Consider the following 16,786-nt stretch of genomic DNA (forward strand, 5'->3'; position numbering starts at 1 on the left):
GTCATTAACATTGGGAGGAAACCATGAAACTTGCACAAACAGCCTTGGCCACATTGATGGTCTTGGGAACAGTGACCGCCGCTCAGGCTGACATCAAACTCGGCGCAAGCCTGTCTGCCTCGGGTCCGGCCGCGTTCCTCGGTGATCCGGAAGCCAAGACGCTCTACATGCTGATTGAGGATCTCAACGCGAACGGCGGCATCAACGGCGAAAAGATCGAGCTGGTGCTCTATGACGACGGCGGTGATCCGAACAAGGCCCGCACCTTTGCGACCCGTCTGGTGGAAGATGATGAAGTTGTCGCCATCATCGGCGGGTCTACCACCGGCACGACCATGTCCATTCTTTCCGTCGCAGAAGATGAGGGCATTCCGTTCATCTCGCTCGCAGGTGCAATTCAGATCATCGATCCGGTTCGTGACTATGTCTTCAAGACGCCGCACACAGACCGCATGGCCTGCGAAAAAATCTTCACCGACATGCAGAAGAACGGCATTACCAAAATCGGAATGATCTCCGGGACCGGCGGTTTTGGTGCGTCGATGGAAGCTCAATGTGTCGATGTATCCGGCAAATACGGTGTTGAGATCCTGGCTCAGGAAACCTACTCCCGTCAGGATGCGGACATGACCCCGCAGCTCACCAAGATCAAATCGACTGAGGGTGTTCAGGCGGTTCTGAATCCGGGTTTCGGCCAAGGCCCGGCGATTGTCACCCGGAACTATGCACAGCTCGGGATTGATCTGCCGCTCTACCAGAGCCACGGTGTCGCCTCCGACAGCTTCATCGAGTTGGCTGGCAAAGATGCTGCTGAAGGCGTTCGCCTTCCGGGAACCGCGCTGTTAATCGCGGACATTCTCGCAGCAGATGATCCGCAGAAGGAAGCCGTGGTTGCCTATAAATCTGCATATGAGGAAGAATATGGCGAAGCCGTTTCGACCTTTGGCGGCTATGCGCATGACGCTTTCCGATTGATGACAGATGCTATGGCCCGCGCCGGCAGTTCAGATTCAAGCGCAATCCGTGATGCTCTGGAAGCAACCAGCAGCCTCGTTGGCACAACTGGCACTTACACCTTCAGCCCGGATGACCATCTGGGTCTCGACCTGAGTGCTTTCCGGATGCTGGAAATCCGCGACGGCAAGTGGACCTCGATCGACTAACGATCCTTATAGAGGCCGGGAGCAGGCTCCCGGCCAGCCTTCAGAATTTCCCTTTAGGAGACGCCGATGGACGCTTTGATGCAGTTCGTCTATTCCGGCTTGACCGTTGGTGCGGTCTACGCCCTGGTCGCGCTGGGCTTCACCATCATCTACAACGCGTCGGATGTGGTGAACTTTGCCCAGGGCGAGTTTGTCATGCTCGGCGGTATGATCACCGTGTTTGCCTTTGATGCAGGGTTACCGCTGCCGCTGGCTGCACTGATGGCCATTGTGGCGACGGCGGCCATTGGTGTTGCGCTTAACAAGTTTGCCATTGAACCGGCGCGCGGCGCACCCGTGGTGTCGCTGATCATCATCACCATCGGGGCGTCGATCCTGATCCGCGGAACGGCACAGGTCATCTTCGACAAACAGCTGCACAGACTTCCAGCTTTTTCCGGCGACGATCCAATACATTTGCTGGGCGCGACGATCCTGCCGCAAAGCCTTTGGGTGATTGGTGGGGCCTTTGCCATCTTCATTGGGCTTTGGCTGTTTTTCACCCGCACACTCCTGGGTAAAGCCGTATTGGCGACCGCCAACAACCGGCTGGCTGCGCAGCTGGTCGGGATCAACACCGGCTTTGTCATGACGCTGTCCTTTGCCTTGTCCGCGGCCATCGGTGCGCTCGCGGGAGTTTTGGTCACACCGGTCACTTTGGTCAGCTACGACGTCGGAGTCGGACTGGCTCTGAAAGGGTTTGCCGCGGCCATGCTCGGCGGCATGGGTAATCCAAAGGGGGCCCTTGTGGGCGGTTTGCTGCTTGGCCTGTTCGAAGCGCTGACGGCTGGGTACATCTCGTCTCAGTACAAGGAAGCGGTCGCCTTTGTGGTGATCCTGGCGGTGCTGTTTGTCATGCCGCAAGGCCTCTTTGGTCAGAAGACGACGGAGAGGGTCTGAGCCATGACAGCCAAGCACAAATGGATTCAGCTTGCCGTTCTGGCAGCAATTGTCCTCATCCTGCCGATCTTTTTTCCATCCGGATATTACTACCGCGTTGGTGCGCTTATTTTTATCAATGCGCTTTCCGTGGTCGGCCTTGTCATCCTGATCGGCTATGCCGGACAGATTAGCCTTGGCCATGCAGGGTTTGCCGGGATCGGCGCTTATTCCTGCGCCTTGGCACCGGTTCATCTTGGCCTGCCGCCCGCTCTGTCCATTCTGCTGGGTGCTGGTATATCAGCGGGACTTGCTGTTCTGATTGGCCGACCGATCTTGCGCCTGAAAGGATATTACCTCGGGGTTGCCACGCTCGGTTTTGGCATTTTGGTGTCAATGGTGCTTGCCAATGAGCGCGGTCTGACCGGAGGTCCGGATGGCATCTCTGTGCAGAGCCTCGGTTTGCGCAAGGCCTTGCGTGAAATGGGGCTGCGCCTTTCAGGCGGCGAATTCTGGTATATCTTCAACGCAATCGTGCTTTTGATCGGCATCTGGATCGCGCTCAACCTCTACCAAAGCGCAACGGGCCGGGCGATGCGGGCCCTGCATGGTTCCGAAACGGCAGCCCAAACTGTCGGTATTGATGTCGCCCGTTATAAACTGCAGGCATTCGTGATCTCGGCGGTCTACGCCTCGGTTGGTGGCTCACTTCTGGCACTCCAAAACGGCTTTATCACGCCAGATGTGGCGGGATTTATGCATTCCGTCGAGATGGTCACCATGGCTGTTCTGGGCGGCGTCGGCTCCGTCCTTGGAGCAACCTTCGGCGCGGCCATCCTCACACTTCTGCCGCAGGTGCTCACGGTTTTCCATGACTATGAACACCTGGTGCTTGGTCTTGTGATGATCCTTGTCATGATCTTCTTGCCGCTTGGCCTTCTACCATCCCTTGCGGCCCGCATCAGATGGAGGGGCGTCTAATGAGCATTCTCGAAATCAGCGGTCTTGGCATCAGTTTCGGCGGGCTTCGTGCAGTCAATGATGTCGGCTTTTCGGTCAAGCCCGGTGAGATCGTTTCCGTGATTGGCCCGAACGGGGCTGGGAAAACAACGCTCTTCAACATGATCTCGGGCGTTTACTTGCCAGACGCTGGCCAGGTGAAACTGAACGGCGAGGATGTGACGGCCAAGGCGCCGTTTCATCTGGCCCGAAAGGGCCTCACCCGCACGTTTCAGAACCTGCAGATTTTCCAGGACATGACGGTTTTGGAAAACGTGGTGGCCGGATTTCATCTGACTGAGCGCCCGTCCATTTGGGCAGATCTCTTGTCTTTGCCTGCTGCACGTCGGCGTTCTGCAGACGTCCGTGAACAAGCGATGGCGCTGTTGGAAAAAGTTCGCCTATCAAAAGCTGCTGAAGAAGAAGCCGGAAATCTATCTTATGGTGCGCTCAAGCGCCTGGAAATTGCCCGGGCCCTTGCCGTTGGGCCGCAGGTTTTGCTGCTTGATGAACCAGCTGCGGGCTGCAATGCGGTTGAGACGGAAGAGATCGACGATCTTATCGCCGAACTCGCTAAAACCGGCATCGCGATCCTGCTGGTTGAACACGACATGAAAATGGTGATGCGAATTTCCAACCATATTGTGGTGTTGGACCACGGCGAAAAGATCGCCGAGGGCACGCCAGAAAACGTCTCGAAAAACCCAGATGTGATCGCCGCGTATCTTGGTACGGAAGAGGAGCACGCTCATGCTGTCGGTTGATGGATTGCGCTCGGCCTACGGTCATATCGAGGTGCTGCACGGCATAGATCTGGAAGTCTCTTCCAAGGAAATCGTCACCGTGGTCGGTGCCAACGGTGCGGGCAAAACAACCTTGCTCAAGTGCTTGTCGGGCACACAGCCGGTTACGGGTGGAGACATCCGGTTCCGGGGAGATGTTCTGACAGCGGTACCAGCTTATAAGCGCTTGAAACGGGGGCTGTCTCAGTCACCTGAAGGACGGCAGATCTTCACCAACCTGTCGGTGGAAGAAAACCTGCGGCTAGGTGCGTTTCTTTTTACCGATGGCCGGGTTGAGCAGGACATGGATGATGCTTTCCAGATGTTTCCGATCCTTAAGGAAAAGCGGAACCTTTCTGCGGGTGGCCTTTCCGGTGGTCAGCAACAGATGTTGGCGATTGCCAGGGCATTGATGGGGCGTCCACATTGCCTGTTGCTCGATGAACCATCGATGGGATTGGCACCGCTTTTGGTCGCTCAGATCTTTGACGTTGTGAAGTCGCTCAAGGATAAGGATGTGACAGTGCTCTTGGTTGAACAAAACGCCTTTGGCGCGCTGAAGATCGCCGATCGGGGATATGTGATGGAGACCGGAAAAGTCACGCTGTCCGGCCCGTCTGAAGAACTGATCGCCGACCCGCGCATCCGCGAGGCTTATCTCGGAATTTAATTTTTTATTCGATGCCCGCTGGCAAAACAATCGGTGGACATTGAAACATAGAAAAGGCGTACCTGGAGGGCGCTTCTGAGTGCTGATCAGCGCCCGGCAGTTGATTCCCGGACAACAAGACTTCCGGAAATCTCTTCATCACCGGCTGCCTTGTCTCGATCGAAGATGCGATTGACCGCAGATAAGGCGAGTGCGGAGATCGGCTGGCGGATGGTTGTCAGACGCGGGACGACCAGGGAGGCCAGCGAAATGTCATCGAAACCGGCAACGGACAGGTCGCCGGGAACCTCCAGCTTCAAGTCCCGTGCAGCCCGCAAGACCCCAATGGCCTGCTGGTCACTTGCTGCTGCGATCGCCGTCGGGAACGGGTGCTGGCCAGAAGTTCCTGCCCAGACTTTCCGGCAAATCTCTTCACCAGAATCATAATCGAACTGACCTTCATAGATGGTCAAATCAATAGGATCTTCCTGGGTGGATAGGCTTTTGATCCGGGAGACAAATCCCTCCCGCCGCCGCCGGGCAACTTCCATCGAATTAGGCCCGGCAATATAGGCGATCCGCCGGTGGCCGAGCTCGTAGAGATGATCGGCAACCTGCACCGAACCGTCATAATGATCGGTCGTCACCAGCGGGTGGTCGCCCATGCGGCGGTCAAGCGAAACGATGGGTACTTCTGCCTCGTAAGGCAAGCTGCTGTCGGACGTTGCCACCACAATGATACCGCAGACAGAACGGTCAAGAAGCGCAGATATCTGAGTTTTCTCAGCTTCTGGATCATCGTGAGAGTTGGCCAGCATGACCGAGTGATTGCGGCTGGCCGCTTCCATTTCTATGTCTTTGGCAAGCTGGGCAAAAAAGGGGTTGGTAATGTCTGGAACCACCACCCCAATGACATCAATGCTGTTTGTCCGTAGGGCTCTAGCGGCCAGATTGGGTTTGTACCCAAGCTCTTCCATTGCGGCTTGGACACGCAGTTTCAGTGGCTGTTTGACGGTTTCATTCTTTGCAAGGACACGGGAGACCGTACCGACCGACACATCGGCTTTGCGCGCGACATCCTTGATGGTCGGCATTGAAGATCCTCTTTTTATCATTCCGGTTTAGACCGGTCCCGGCGCCCAGTCTAAAGCATCTACTGTAGTTGCCAGATTCTACGCAAACTCAGAAATAGGCAATTGTTCCAATTCAGCGAGATTTGGCAAGGAACTGGAGGCCCCCTTGCGGGTCGTCGCCAATGCGGCTGCCCGCATGGCAAAGTGGATCGCGTCCTGCAGTTTGTCTCCTTTGGCAAGAGCGGTAGCCAGAGCGCCATTAAAGCAATCGCCGGCGGCAACCGTATCAATAGCATTGACTTTTGGGGCAGGCAGCTTGCCGGTTTCACCTTCGAAACACCACGCGACACCGTTTTCACCCATCGTGATGATCACACCACGCAGGCCGTAACTGCAAAGGCGCTGTGCACCGTTCTGCGCTTCTTCCAAAGATACGGGGATGTGACCCAAAAGGGCACCGGCTTCGCTGGCATTCGGCGTGAGAACGTCGAAAGCAGTCACAGTGGACTTCGGCCAGGCCGGAGTTGGTGCCGGGGCCGGATCCATAATCACCAAGGCTCCTGCTTTCCGGGCAAGTTCGGCCGCCTTCAATGACGTTTCAAGATTGATTTCATTTTGCAGTAGAACAACGCCGCCATCACTCAACTGATTTGCAAAAACTTCCAAATCGGCCGGTGCCAATTGATCATTGGCACCGCCAGACAGGCGGATCATGTTATCGCCGTCCGGACCGACATCGATGAAGGCCATGCCGGTCATGCAGTCGGGTTTTTCGATCAAATCGGTTTTTACTTCAAATGCATCGAGCTGGTCTGCCGCTTCCCGGCCAAAACTGTCGCGCCCAATTGCGCCAATCAGCGTTGCGTTGGCGCCCAGTTTTGTTGCTGCAACAGCTTGGTTCGCGCCCTTCCCGCCAAGTGTGTGAGCGGTTTCCCGAACCTTTACGGTTTCCCCGACCTTTGGCCAGCGGTCGAGATAGCTGAACAAATCGATGTTTATGCTTCCAACAACGGTGACCGGCTTCAAGATGGAGCTCCGTAAATCGTTAGAGTTTTTATATACCGCATGGTCTTGTTGATGCGGAAGTTGGTCTTTACGGGAACCGGGATTGGGTGCCGTTCTTATGTCGCTGCGTATTTAGCGCGGTAATGATCGAGGACCACCGCAAAAATTATGACCACTCCGGTGATCATCTGACGCATGAAATCGCTGAGACCGATCAGGATCAAGCCGTTTGCCAATACGCCGATGATAAAGGCACCGAGAAGTGTGCCGATAACTGATCCGCGTCCACCGCTGAGGCTTGTGCCGCCGATGATAACAGCCGCAATGGCATTGAGCTCAAAACCGATCCCGGCAATAGGACTAGAGATGTTGAGGCGCGCCATATAAACGATCGCGGCGATACCTGCAGTGAAGCCACAAATGGTGAAGGCGGCGATCTTGTAGCGCTGGACCGAATGGCCCGCGAGGCGGACGGCCTCCTCATTGTTGCCGATGCCGTAAAGCAGGCGGCCGAAGACCGTGAAGTTCAATATGAACCAGGCGACCAAGACCAGAACCAAAGCCACCAAGAAGACCACCGGCACGCCATAGATCATGGCCGAACCAAATTCTTCAAAGGCGAAGGGGAACGAATAGATCGTCTGCGCATCCGAAACTTGCAGCGCCGCACCGCGCGCAATGTTGAGCATTCCAAGGGTAATGATGAAGGAGGGAAGGGCCCAATACGCACTGATGGCGCCGTTAATGAAACCGCACAAAACACCAGTCAATGTAGCCGCGATAATGGCTAAGGCGATAGCTTCCGCCGGACCAAAGCCTGGCAAGGTGATGGCCTTGCCGGCAACAACGGCGGCAAAGGCCATGACCGAGCCAACCGATAGGTCAATACCGCCAATCAGGATCACAAACGTCATGCCGACAGCCAGAACCAGATTGATGGTGATCTGAGTCAGGATATTGGTGATGTTGTTTGGCGTCAGGAAGTGCTCGGTGAAGAGCGAAAAGAACACAATGAGCGCCAGCAGTGCGAGGCCGATCCCGGCATTCTGCAGAATGGTTCGAACCGAGAACTTGGCAGGAGCTTCAAAGGTTTCGTTTGCTGTTTGGAGTGTCATTGTGTGTTTCCTCCGGCCGGATCGGTTTGCCCGTAGGCCAGTTTCAGGATGTTTTCTTCGGAAAAGTCCGGCCGCTCGAGTGAGCCCTGGATCTGGTGTTCGGCCAGCACCAGGATGCGGTCGGCCAGTGTCATCAACTCTGGCATTTCGGAAGACACAACCAGAAGGGCGACGCCATTGCGGGCCAGATCTTTCAAAATAGCGTAGATTTCAGCCTTGGCGCCGACGTCGACACCCCGGGTTGGTTCATCGAGCAGCAGGACTTTCGGATCACGGGCTAGCCACTTGGCCAGAACCACCTTCTGCTGATTGCCGCCGGACAGGCTGGAGGCCGGATCTGAGGTTCCGCCGTATTTCAGTTTTAGTCTTCCGGCAGATTCCTTCGCCTGACGCTTTTCCGCTGCGAACTTCAGCAAACCGGCCTGAGAAACTGATCTGATGTTGGCAAGCGAGATATTGGCCGAAATCGGCATGTCGAGGATAAGGCCTTCGTCTTTGCGGTCCTCGGTGACAAAACCAATCCCGGAAGCGATGGCATCGCGCGGGCCTGCATAGCGAACGTCTTTACCGTCCCTCTTGATGTTTCCAAAACGGAGCGGATCAATCCCAAAGATTCCGCGCAAAATTTCTGTGCGCCCGGCGCCAACAAGCCCTGCGATGCCTACGATCTCGCCGTAACGCAGGTCGAATGAAACACCGTCTTCGGACGGATTGGCCTGTGTGCAGATGTTGTGAACGCTCAGTGCTATCTCGCCGAAACCATGATTTTCGGTTTCATGGGCCATCTCACCGGCGAGCTGCCGCCCGACCATTCTTTGTACGATGCCGTCCGGAGTGGTGTTTGAAATGAGATCCGTCGCGATTGTTTTGCCGTTCCGGAAAACCGTAACGCGGTCACAGATCTCAAACACCTCGTCCAGGTGATGTGAAACGAAGACCACCGTCACACCATCCGCCTTGATCTTGGCAACCAGATCAAACAAGCGTTTGGTTTCCCGTTCGGTCAGTGTTGCCGTCGGCTCATCGAGAATGAGAATGCGGCTCTTTGACTGGAGCGCCCGGGCGATTTCGACCAACTGGCGGTGAGCGATCCCCAAGGAGCTGACAGGAGCCTTAACATCGATATCCGTTAGACCGATCGCATCCAGCGCTTCTCGCGCCCGGCGGTTCAGTTCCTGCCGGTCGAGCAAACCAAATCGGCTGCGCGGTAGATGTTCAATTGAAATGTTCTCGGCAATCGAAAGGTGCTCTAGAAGATTGAATTCCTGGTGTACAACCTGGACGCCATTGGCTTTTGCTTCATGCGGCGTTGACGGCCGGTAGGCAGAGCCTGCGAGCGAGATATCCCCTTCGTCAAAGGGAAAAACACCAGACAGTATTTTGATCAGTGTGGATTTGCCGGCGCCGTTTTCGCCGACCAGCGCATGAACTTCGCCTTCCTCGAGGAAAAAACTCACGCCATCAAGGGCTTTCACGCCGCCAAAATATTTCTTCAGTCCTTCAACGGACAAAAAGGGCTGGGAATGTGCTGGGCTTGGCGCCGCGGAGTGCGTCGCTGCTACCATGATGCGTCCAGTCGTTTAGCTGATGAAGAATGTCATTAGAGGTGCCCCCGCTTCTAAGCTGACCTAAGCGGGGGCAGATGGGGCCGGTTATTGAGCGGCCACCAATTCGATCGGGGTCTTGACCCAGCCTTTGAGTTCATTGCCGCCAGCGACAACTTCCAGCGCTAGATCAATGGAGTTCGCGGCCATGTCGGTACCGAACTGATCTACGGTTGCCAGCATGCGGCCGTCTTCGATCATCGGGCCGACAGCCGGGATGTTGTCGAAGCCGACAACCAGAATGTCTTTGCGACCTGCGCTTTCAAGCGCCTTGACCACGCCAATTGCCATGGAGTCGTTTGCTGCCATCACGCCCTGGATATCCGGATGAGCGGTCAGCATGTTCGAAAAGACTGTGTTGGCTTCTTCTGTTTCCCAATGAGCTGTCCGGCTGTCGAGAAGGTCCAGCTTGTATTCAGAAACTGAATCTTCAAAGCCCATACGGCGCTGGTTGGCGTTGTCTGCGCCCGGGTTGCCTTCAATGATGACGACTTTGCCGCCTTCACCCAGGGTCTTGCCAAGGGCATCACCGGCCAGTTTTGCGCCGCCACGGTTGTCCGGGCCAACAAAGGCCAGCTCGACGCCCTGCTGCTTCTTGGCATCTTCGTCAAGCGCCACATCGAAGTTCACGACAACGATCCCGGCCTTCATCGCCTTCTTCAGCGGACGCACCATCGCGCGGGAATCAGCGGGCGCAACGACGATGGCATCGACACCTTGTGTGATGAAGTTCTCGACCGCGTTGATTTGTGATTCAAAGTCGGTTTCGTTCTGCATGCCAACAGCCAGCAGTTCGTAGTCGCCGCGCTTTTCCTGGTGCGCTTGTGCGCCAGCCATCATGTTCTGAAAGAACTCATTGGCTAGTGATTTCATGATCAGACCGACTTTTGGTTTGTCGTCCGCCATGGCGGTTCCAGCAAGCAAAGCGAGACCGGTCGCTGCGGCTGCAGCGAGTTTAAAAAGTTTCATGTTTTCCTCCCAAAGAAGACTGCCGCCCTTCGATCCGGACTTGCAGATGAACAGGCCCGATATTGAAAGCACGTCACATTTTGAGCGTCAATATGAAACGTTTCATTTTTTTGAATGCATTCATATTTGGGCCAAAAATTTCTATTGGAACCGAACGAGGGCAAACATGGTTTGGGGCCAAAATAGAGTTGTTAAAACAAAATTTTATGCCGATTGCCTGAGTTCTATGTTGTTGAGCGAAAGGGCGAAAAATATTTCTGAAAATAATTTAAGGCGAAGCTGCTGCGCTGGTGGAATTTGCCGGTGAAACGGATTTCTCCGGGGCGAAAATGCGTTGGCCTAATCAGCTAATTGCAATTCTTGGATCAGTTTTGCCAGTCCAGGGGCATTTTGGTTGGCCGAGGCGGTAACAGCACGGATTGGCCAGCGGAGTGTAGAGCGCAATGGAATACGAATAACATCGACGCCGGCAGTTGCGTTGAGGGTTTCTTCATCGACGATGGCGCGGCCAGCGCCTTGGCTGACCATCCAGATAAGTGCAGACTGCGTGCGTGCCGCTGCACGAGTCTCAAAGGATGCGCCAGCGTCGCTGAGCATTCGTTCCACAACCTGCCGGAATGGACTGTCGGCGGGGAGCATGACCAAAGGTGCCTTTGCAAGAACCTCTGGTGTGATTTCTTTAAGATCCGCAAATGGGTCGTTTTCCGGCAAAATAGCGATCGGTTTCAGATCGGCCAACACAGTTGTTTTCATGCTCGGCTCACCTGGATCGGAGGAAATAATCGCGCAATCGGCTTTCCCTTCTCTGAGGGCAGTGAGGGCGGCTTGTTCGCTCATGACATCGACATCAAATCTCAAGTCAGGGAACCGTGCCATGAGCCTTCCAGCAGACGCCGCTACTCTGGTGTCAGCAATGGCTGGAACCGACACGACGCGGATTAGGCCGCCAATTCCTGTCGATATTTTCTCGGCAGCTTCTAGCACACGTTGCAGACCCTGGTAATGCTGCTGCACCGCTTTGTGCAGACTATGGGCGGCTGCCGTTGGCTCAAACTTCTTTCCTGTTCGGTCAAATAGCGCGAGGCCCATCTCCGTTTCGATGTCGGCTACCGCCCGGCTGATCGCCGGTTGAGTGATGTTAAGAGCCTCGGCAGCACGCCTTGTTGATTTCAGGCGGTATGCCATTTGGAAAAGTTCGATTTGGCGGGCTGAAATGCGCATTTCTAATGATAACAAAATTACATCATTAGATACAGAAATATGATTTTCAAATAATCAATGTGTCCGGTAATTCTGACCTACGTTAGAGGGACAAGTTGTGATGCTGCTGGATGTGTCCACATTGCTGATTGCGGTCTTTGCCGGATCCGTGCTTCAGGCGGGTGTCGGCATCGGTTTCAGCATTGTCGTGGCGCCGGTGATGATGATCAGCTTAGGCGTGACGACCGCTGTGCCGCTGCTGCTTCTGCTGAACACATTGGTGTCGGCAGCAGCAATCGATCTGCGCAGTTGGCCGCAAGAAACGGGCACGATCACAAGATCTATTCTGAGCGCCTTTGTGGGTATTTGCGCCGGCCTGACTGTCTATTCCTTGTTTTCCGAAGGCGCGCTTTTGCTGACCACAGCCGCGTTTCTGTTCTTTGGACTTGTTGTGAATTTCGTTCAGGTGCCGCCAGTCTTGGGGCGGCATGGTGCCGTCGCATTCTCCGGTGTCTCTGGATTGGCGACGGTTTGGACGGCGACACCTGGCCCCTTGATCATTCTGGGTCTTTTGACTAGCGGGCGCAGTGCGCAGGAAGCGCGAGTCCTAGTGCAGCCGGTGGCTTTTGCCGGCTATGGCGCTGCTTTTCTTCTGCACGGGGCCTTTAATGGTGCTTTGGTTTCCAACCCTTCCAGCATTGCGCCATTGGTTGTTGCGGCCATTGTTGGGGCACTGGCTGGCCGGGTCGCTGGAAAACATCTGCCGCAAAAACTAATCAAAACTGCAATCTGCGTGATTTCCGTGGCTGCCTGTGTGGCCCTGGTGCGCCAAGCCTATCTATTGGGGTGAAACCGGTGACTTCAAAAAAGACAATTGATCAGTATTTGGGCCAGTTTTCCCGGGCAAAGCTGATGACCGGCTCTACACCTTTAGAGCCGCTGAACCGCTTGTCTGAATTGCTGGATATTGATCTTTGGATCAAACGGGATGATCTGACCGGCCTTGGTATGGGTGGCAACAAAACGCGGCAGTTGGAATTCTATTTTGGCGAAGCGGTCGAGCAGAATGCCGACACCGTCTTGATAACCGGGGCCGTCCAGTCGAATTTTGTCCGCTCTGCCGCAGCTGCGGCCGCGCTGCTTGGAATGAAGTCCGTTCTGCAGCTTGAAGAGCGGGTGTCCGGAATGGGCGAGGCCTATTACCGCTCCGGAAATGTCCTGCTCGCAAAATTGCTTGGCGCCGAACACATGAGTTTTCCGGAAGGGGAAAACGAAGCCGGTGCGGACAATGCGCTGCATGAAAAAGCAGATCAGCTAAGGGCCGAGGGGCGCAACCCCTACATCATACATCTTGGCCTGGGCCACCCGCCTTTGGGGGCGCTCGGATATGTCGCTGGTGCCGGTGAGCTGGCGGGCCAGCTGGATGACTTTGATATTGCTGTTGTTCCGTCGGGCAGTGGTTCTACGCACGGTGGGTTTTTAACCGGTCTTCGATTGGCTGGCGTTTCGGCAGATGTATATGGCATTTGCGTGCGCCGCGATCAGGCTCAGCAAAGCCAGCGTATGCGTGTCGTTCTCGATAAATTGGCTGGGCTCTTGGGCTTGGAGCAAGGCCTGTCGGATGAGGACATCATCACATGGGACGGAGCCCTTGCACCAGGATACGGCCGTATTGGTGATCTCACACGAGATGCGCTGACAATGATGGCGCGTACCGAAGGGGTGTTCCTGGACCCAGTTTACACAGCCAAAACCTTTGCCGGACTTCTCGGTCTCCTCAAGGAGGGGCGGATCAAGCCTGGCCAGAAAGTTGTCATGGTCCACACCGGTGGTGTGCCCGCCTTGTTCGGGTACCAGGAGGAGCTGGACGTGGCCTGACGTCTTAGACCTTTCCGCAATAGGGATAGGTCCTTCGTCCGAGACCCAAGTCCGGCAGGTGACTGCCGGAACAACAAGAAAACGGGCCGGACACACTCAAAACCTTCCAGAAGGAGACGATGATGAGAACGAGATTACTCCCGGCCCTTGTTGCCGCCTTAACGCTATCATCCGGTGTTGCCGCAGAAGAGTTTGTCACCATTGGAACCGGTGGTGTGACTGGGGTCTATTATCCGACCGGCGGCTCAATCTGTCGGCTTGTAAACAAGAATCGTAAGGACACAGGCGTCCGCTGCACCGTGGAATCGACCGGTGGGTCGGTTTACAACATCAATACGATCCGCGCTGGCGAGTTGGAGTTTGGTGTTGCCCAGTCTGATTGGCAGTTCCATGCCTATAACGGTACATCGAAGTTCAAAGAAGCGGGGCCGTTCAAGCATCTGCGGTCAGTGTTTTCTGTTCATGCAGAACCGTTCAACGTGATGGTACGCAAGGACGCCGGCATCGATAGTTTTGATGATTTGGCAGGCAAGCGGGTCAATGTCGGCAATCCAGGATCCGGCCAGCGCGGCACCATGGAAGTTCTGATGGACGCCAAAGGCTGGACAATGGACACGTTTTCAATGGCAGCGGAGCTTCGGTCCGCCGAACAGTCCAGCGCGCTGTGCGACAATCAGATTGATGCCTTTGTCATAACCGCCGGACACCCGTCAGGCAATCTCACAGAAGCGGCCACGACATGTGATGCCAAGCTGGTTCCGGTGACAGGCGAAGCGGTCGACAAGCTTGTTTCTGATAACTCCTACTACCGGTCCGCTACCATTCCTGGCGGCATGTACCGCGGAACGGATGGCGCTGTGGAGACCTTCGGGGTCGGCGCGACTTTGGTGACATCTGCCAATGTGTCAGATGAAGCTGTCTACGCGCTCGTCTCGGCGGTCTTCAACAACTTCGATGCATTCCGCAAATTCCATCCTGCTTTTGCCAATTTGAGCAAACAAGACATGGTCTCGGCCAGCTTGTCTGCGCCGCTGCATCCCGGCGCCGAGAAGTTTTACCGCGAGCAAGGTCTCATCGACTAAAAACTAAGAAGAGAAGGTCTGCCTTGGTTTGCTGGCAAAATGGGTTCAGTTGATCCCACTTCATTCAATTGGTTTTCGAAAATCCCTTTTGTGGCCGGATTGTATTGCAGCCCAATCCGGCTCGGGGGCATGGACTGGAATCTATTGAGTGAACTGACATCCGTTTTACCAGCAATTTCAGGCAGACCTTCCAGATTTCTTCCCTCAACTCCCGCCCGGTGAATTCAACGGTGATTTGCCGACCGAAATCACCAGGCGCTTCTTTTGACTGGATTACATCTAGCGCCCCATCCAGCCGCCATCGACGGTCAGGATTGTCCCATGGACGTAGTTGGAGGCCTCGGAAGCGAGAAAGACGACGGGGCCAGCCAAGTCCTCCGGATTGCCCCAGCGGCCGGCCGGAATGCGGTCCAGAATGGACTTGGAGCGGACAGGATCATCGCGCAGAGCCTGAGTGTTGTCTGTGGCGATATACCCAGGGGCAATCGCATTCACATTAACACCGTGTCCGGCCCACTCATTTGCAAACGCTTTGGTCAGTTGGGCAATGCCGCCTTTGGACGCCGAATATCCTGGAACGGTAATCCCACCCTGAAAACTCAGGAGCGAGGCGGTGAAGATGATCTTGCCGCTGCCGCGCCCAACCATACCTCGGCCAATTTCACGGGTCAGGCGGAACTGCGACGATAGATTGACTTCGATGACCTCATCCCAATCGTCGTCCGAATGTTCTGCTGCTGGAGCGCGTTTGATGGTGCCGGAGTTGTTGACCAGAATGTCCACCCGATCAAAGTCAGAACGGACTTTATTGGCAAACTCCAAGACCTGATCTTTCTCGGAAAAGTCGCACTGGTAGCCGGTGAAGTTCCGCCCTAAGGCCTTAATGTCACTTTGAACATCGCTGCCCTTCGGGTCCAGTGTTGCGCTGACGCCGATGATGTCGGCTCCGGCCTTGGCCAGGGCATTTGCCATCGCCCGGCCAAGACCGCGTTTGCAACCGGAAACCAAGGCGATTTTTCCGGAAAGATCAAATGTCGTATCAGTCATTCAGAGTACCTGTTTTGGCCGTTACCGGTAAACCGCTGTCGGTAGCCACATGGAGAGTTCGGGGACAAACGTCAGGGTGAGCAGCACCAGAACCAGAGGGATCAGGAAGGGGGCTGTTGCCGTAAAGCAGCGCTCAAATGGCACATCGGAGACCTTGGAAAGCACGTAGAGCACCAGCCCGACCGGTGGCGTCAAAAGCCCGATCATCAGGTTGAGGATCAAGATGATGCCGAAGTGAACCGGATCGACCCCAACCTGCATGGCGACCGGCAGCAGCACGGGCGTCAGGATGGTGATTGCAGCCAGCGTCTCCATAAAACAGCCGACAATCAGCACGATCAGCATGATGATCAAGAGAATGGCAATCTTGCCGTCAACAAAGGTCAGCAAGTTTTGCGCAAACATCTGGGCGACCTGATTGGCCGTCAGGATCCAGGCAAAGATTGCTGACGCGGCCACGATCAGCATGATCGACGCGGTGGTTTCGACCGTGTCCATGGACACCCGGAGCAACCGCTTGGCATTGAGCGTGCGGTAGACCACCAACCCCAGAAAGGCTGAATAAGCCACAGCTGCAATGGCAGCTTCGGTTGGGGTAAAGATACCGGTCAGAATGCCGCCGACGATGATTAAGGGAGTGAACAGCGGCAACAGGGCATTGCCGAGCGCTTTGATAAAAGCTTTAACCTGGAAACGCTCATCGCGCGGGTAGTTTCTGATTTTTGCGTAGAAGGCGACCATAACCATCAGGGCCATCGCCATGATGAGGCCGGGAATGAGCCCAGCCGCAAAAAGCTGGCCGATCGACGTGTCGGAGATCACCCCGTAAACGACAAGCGGCAGGGAGGGCGGAATGATTGGCCCGATGGTCGAAGAGGCTGCTGTGACACCAACGGAAAAATCCGTGTCGTAGCCGGCCTCGCGCATGGCCTTGATTTCAATGTTGCCGAGCCCGCCGGCATCGGCCACCGCCGCACCCGACATGCCAGCAAAGACAACACTGGCGCCGACATTCACGTGGCCGAGACCGCCATACATCCAGCCGACCGTTGCCCGGGCAAAAGCAAAGATGCGGGAGGTGATCCCAGCGGAATTCATCAGGTGCCCGGCCATGATGAAGAAGGGCACGGCGATCAACGGGAAAGAGTTGATGCCGTTGACCATGTTGTGCAGCACCACGACATCCGGCAGGCCAGACATCATGATGAACACCAGAGAGGCAACGCCAAGTGCCACGGCAACCGGCGCACCGGCAATCAAAAGGGCAAACAATATTACGAACAGCAGCACTAAAGCCATGTT

At 55.4% G+C, this 16,786-nt stretch carries 16 protein-coding genes; 8 read left to right on the forward strand and 8 right to left on the reverse strand.

Annotation, left to right across the window (positions count from 1 at the left end; translation table 11 throughout):
• The first annotated feature begins 23 nt into the window (after positions 1-23).
• The 5 genes from FJ695_RS09065 to FJ695_RS09085 all read left to right on the forward strand — a co-directional run bounded on the left by FJ695_RS09065 (position 24) and on the right by FJ695_RS09085 (position 4,532).
• Positions 24-1,163, forward strand: coding sequence for an ABC transporter substrate-binding protein (locus tag FJ695_RS09065; RefSeq protein WP_141185139.1), 1,140 nt, complete (start codon positions 24-26; stop codon positions 1,161-1,163).
• A gap of 66 nt (positions 1,164-1,229) precedes the next feature.
• Positions 1,230-2,102: a branched-chain amino acid ABC transporter permease gene (locus tag FJ695_RS09070; RefSeq protein ID WP_141185140.1), complete on the forward strand. Its 873-nt coding sequence runs from the start codon at positions 1,230-1,232 to the stop codon at positions 2,100-2,102.
• Positions 2,103-2,105: 3 nt separating this feature from the next.
• On the forward strand, positions 2,106-3,062 hold the full coding sequence (locus FJ695_RS09075) for a branched-chain amino acid ABC transporter permease (RefSeq protein ID WP_141185141.1): 957 nt from the start codon (positions 2,106-2,108) through the stop codon (positions 3,060-3,062).
• Positions 3,062-3,844 (forward strand): ABC transporter ATP-binding protein, encoded by a 783-nt coding sequence (locus FJ695_RS09080; RefSeq protein WP_141185142.1) that lies wholly within the window; start codon positions 3,062-3,064, stop codon positions 3,842-3,844. Before FJ695_RS09075 ends, FJ695_RS09080 begins: the two co-directional genes overlap by 1 nt.
• On the forward strand, positions 3,831-4,532 hold the full coding sequence (locus FJ695_RS09085) for an ABC transporter ATP-binding protein (RefSeq protein WP_141185143.1): 702 nt from the start codon (positions 3,831-3,833) through the stop codon (positions 4,530-4,532). Before FJ695_RS09080 ends, FJ695_RS09085 begins: the two co-directional genes overlap by 14 nt.
• 86 nt (positions 4,533-4,618) lie before the next feature.
• Here FJ695_RS09085 and FJ695_RS09090 read toward each other — a convergent pair whose 3' ends face one another.
• The 6 genes from FJ695_RS09090 to FJ695_RS09115 all read right to left on the reverse strand — a co-directional run bounded on the left by FJ695_RS09090 (position 4,619) and on the right by FJ695_RS09115 (position 11,498).
• Positions 4,619-5,605, reverse strand: a complete 987-nt coding sequence (locus FJ695_RS09090; protein ID WP_141185144.1) for a LacI family DNA-binding transcriptional regulator — start codon at positions 5,603-5,605, stop codon at positions 4,619-4,621.
• Positions 5,606-5,683: 78 nt separating this feature from the next.
• Complete coding sequence (gene rbsK / locus FJ695_RS09095) at positions 5,684-6,610, reverse strand: ribokinase (RefSeq protein ID WP_141185145.1); 927 nt, start codon at positions 6,608-6,610, stop codon at positions 5,684-5,686.
• 95 nt (positions 6,611-6,705) lie between these two features.
• Positions 6,706-7,704: an ABC transporter permease gene (locus FJ695_RS09100; RefSeq protein WP_141185146.1), complete on the reverse strand. Its 999-nt coding sequence runs from the start codon at positions 7,702-7,704 to the stop codon at positions 6,706-6,708.
• Entirely contained in the window at positions 7,701-9,269 is a 1,569-nt protein-coding gene (locus FJ695_RS09105; RefSeq protein ID WP_141185147.1) for a sugar ABC transporter ATP-binding protein, read from the reverse strand. Before FJ695_RS09105 ends, FJ695_RS09100 begins: the two co-directional genes overlap by 4 nt.
• Positions 9,270-9,356: 87 nt before the next feature.
• The gene (locus FJ695_RS09110) at positions 9,357-10,277 is read right to left on the reverse strand and encodes a sugar ABC transporter substrate-binding protein (RefSeq protein WP_141185148.1); all 921 of its coding nucleotides are present in this window, start codon (positions 10,275-10,277) and stop codon (positions 9,357-9,359) included.
• Between the two features lie 339 nt (positions 10,278-10,616).
• The gene (locus tag FJ695_RS09115) at positions 10,617-11,498 is read right to left on the reverse strand and encodes a LysR family transcriptional regulator (protein ID WP_256370150.1); all 882 of its coding nucleotides are present in this window, start codon (positions 11,496-11,498) and stop codon (positions 10,617-10,619) included.
• Between the two features lie 100 nt (positions 11,499-11,598).
• Here FJ695_RS09115 and FJ695_RS09120 point away from each other — a divergent pair, with 100 nt between their 5' ends.
• The 3 genes from FJ695_RS09120 (at position 11,599) to FJ695_RS09130 (ending at position 14,437) form a co-directional block, all read left to right on the forward strand.
• Positions 11,599-12,327: a TSUP family transporter gene (locus FJ695_RS09120; protein WP_141185150.1), complete on the forward strand. Its 729-nt coding sequence runs from the start codon at positions 11,599-11,601 to the stop codon at positions 12,325-12,327.
• Positions 12,328-12,332: 5 nt separating this feature from the next.
• Positions 12,333-13,355 carry a D-cysteine desulfhydrase family protein gene (locus FJ695_RS09125; RefSeq protein WP_209010983.1) on the forward strand — a complete coding sequence of 341 codons (1,023 nt, stop codon included), beginning with the start codon at positions 12,333-12,335 and terminating at the stop codon, positions 13,353-13,355.
• A 122-nt stretch (positions 13,356-13,477) separates the two neighbouring features.
• Positions 13,478-14,437, forward strand: a complete 960-nt coding sequence (locus FJ695_RS09130) for a TAXI family TRAP transporter solute-binding subunit (RefSeq protein WP_371708989.1) — start codon at positions 13,478-13,480, stop codon at positions 14,435-14,437.
• A gap of 279 nt (positions 14,438-14,716) precedes the next feature.
• Here the strand turns inward: FJ695_RS09130 and FJ695_RS09135 are convergent, their stop codons facing one another.
• Positions 14,717-15,484, reverse strand: a complete 768-nt coding sequence (locus FJ695_RS09135) for an SDR family oxidoreductase (protein WP_141185152.1) — start codon at positions 15,482-15,484, stop codon at positions 14,717-14,719.
• Positions 15,485-15,505: 21 nt separating this feature from the next.
• Entirely contained in the window at positions 15,506-16,783 is a 1,278-nt protein-coding gene (locus FJ695_RS09140; protein ID WP_141185153.1) for a TRAP transporter large permease, read from the reverse strand.
• Positions 16,784-16,786 lie beyond the last annotated feature (3 nt).

This window comes from Labrenzia sp. PHM005 (genome assembly GCF_006517275.1).
Taxonomy (GTDB): domain Bacteria; phylum Pseudomonadota; class Alphaproteobacteria; order Rhizobiales; family Stappiaceae; genus Roseibium.

Excerpts from the sequence above, each read along its gene's own strand:
- FJ695_RS09075 (WP_141185141.1), top strand. The coding sequence starts at position 2,106 with ATGACAGCCAAGCACAAATGGATTCAGCTTGCCGTTCTGGCAGCAATT.
- FJ695_RS09140 (WP_141185153.1), bottom strand. The coding sequence starts at position 16,783 with ATGGCTTTAGTGCTGCTGTTCGTAATATTGTTTGCCCTTTTGATTGCC.
- FJ695_RS09115 (WP_256370150.1), bottom strand. The coding sequence starts at position 11,498 with ATGCGCATTTCAGCCCGCCAAATCGAACTTTTCCAAATGGCATACCGC.
- FJ695_RS09135 (WP_141185152.1), bottom strand. The coding sequence starts at position 15,484 with ATGACTGATACGACATTTGATCTTTCCGGAAAAATCGCCTTGGTTTCC.
- FJ695_RS09070 (WP_141185140.1), top strand. The coding sequence starts at position 1,230 with ATGGACGCTTTGATGCAGTTCGTCTATTCCGGCTTGACCGTTGGTGCG.
- FJ695_RS09130 (WP_371708989.1), top strand. The coding sequence starts at position 13,478 with ATGAGAACGAGATTACTCCCGGCCCTTGTTGCCGCCTTAACGCTATCA.
- FJ695_RS09110 (WP_141185148.1), bottom strand. The coding sequence starts at position 10,277 with ATGAAACTTTTTAAACTCGCTGCAGCCGCAGCGACCGGTCTCGCTTTG.
- FJ695_RS09105 (WP_141185147.1), bottom strand. The coding sequence starts at position 9,269 with ATGGTAGCAGCGACGCACTCCGCGGCGCCAAGCCCAGCACATTCCCAG.
- FJ695_RS09090 (WP_141185144.1), bottom strand. The coding sequence starts at position 5,605 with ATGCCGACCATCAAGGATGTCGCGCGCAAAGCCGATGTGTCGGTCGGT.
- FJ695_RS09085 (WP_141185143.1), top strand. The coding sequence starts at position 3,831 with ATGCTGTCGGTTGATGGATTGCGCTCGGCCTACGGTCATATCGAGGTG.
- FJ695_RS09120 (WP_141185150.1), top strand. The coding sequence starts at position 11,599 with ATGCTGCTGGATGTGTCCACATTGCTGATTGCGGTCTTTGCCGGATCC.
- FJ695_RS09080 (WP_141185142.1), top strand. The coding sequence starts at position 3,062 with ATGAGCATTCTCGAAATCAGCGGTCTTGGCATCAGTTTCGGCGGGCTT.
- FJ695_RS09100 (WP_141185146.1), bottom strand. The coding sequence starts at position 7,704 with ATGACACTCCAAACAGCAAACGAAACCTTTGAAGCTCCTGCCAAGTTC.
- FJ695_RS09065 (WP_141185139.1), top strand. The coding sequence starts at position 24 with ATGAAACTTGCACAAACAGCCTTGGCCACATTGATGGTCTTGGGAACA.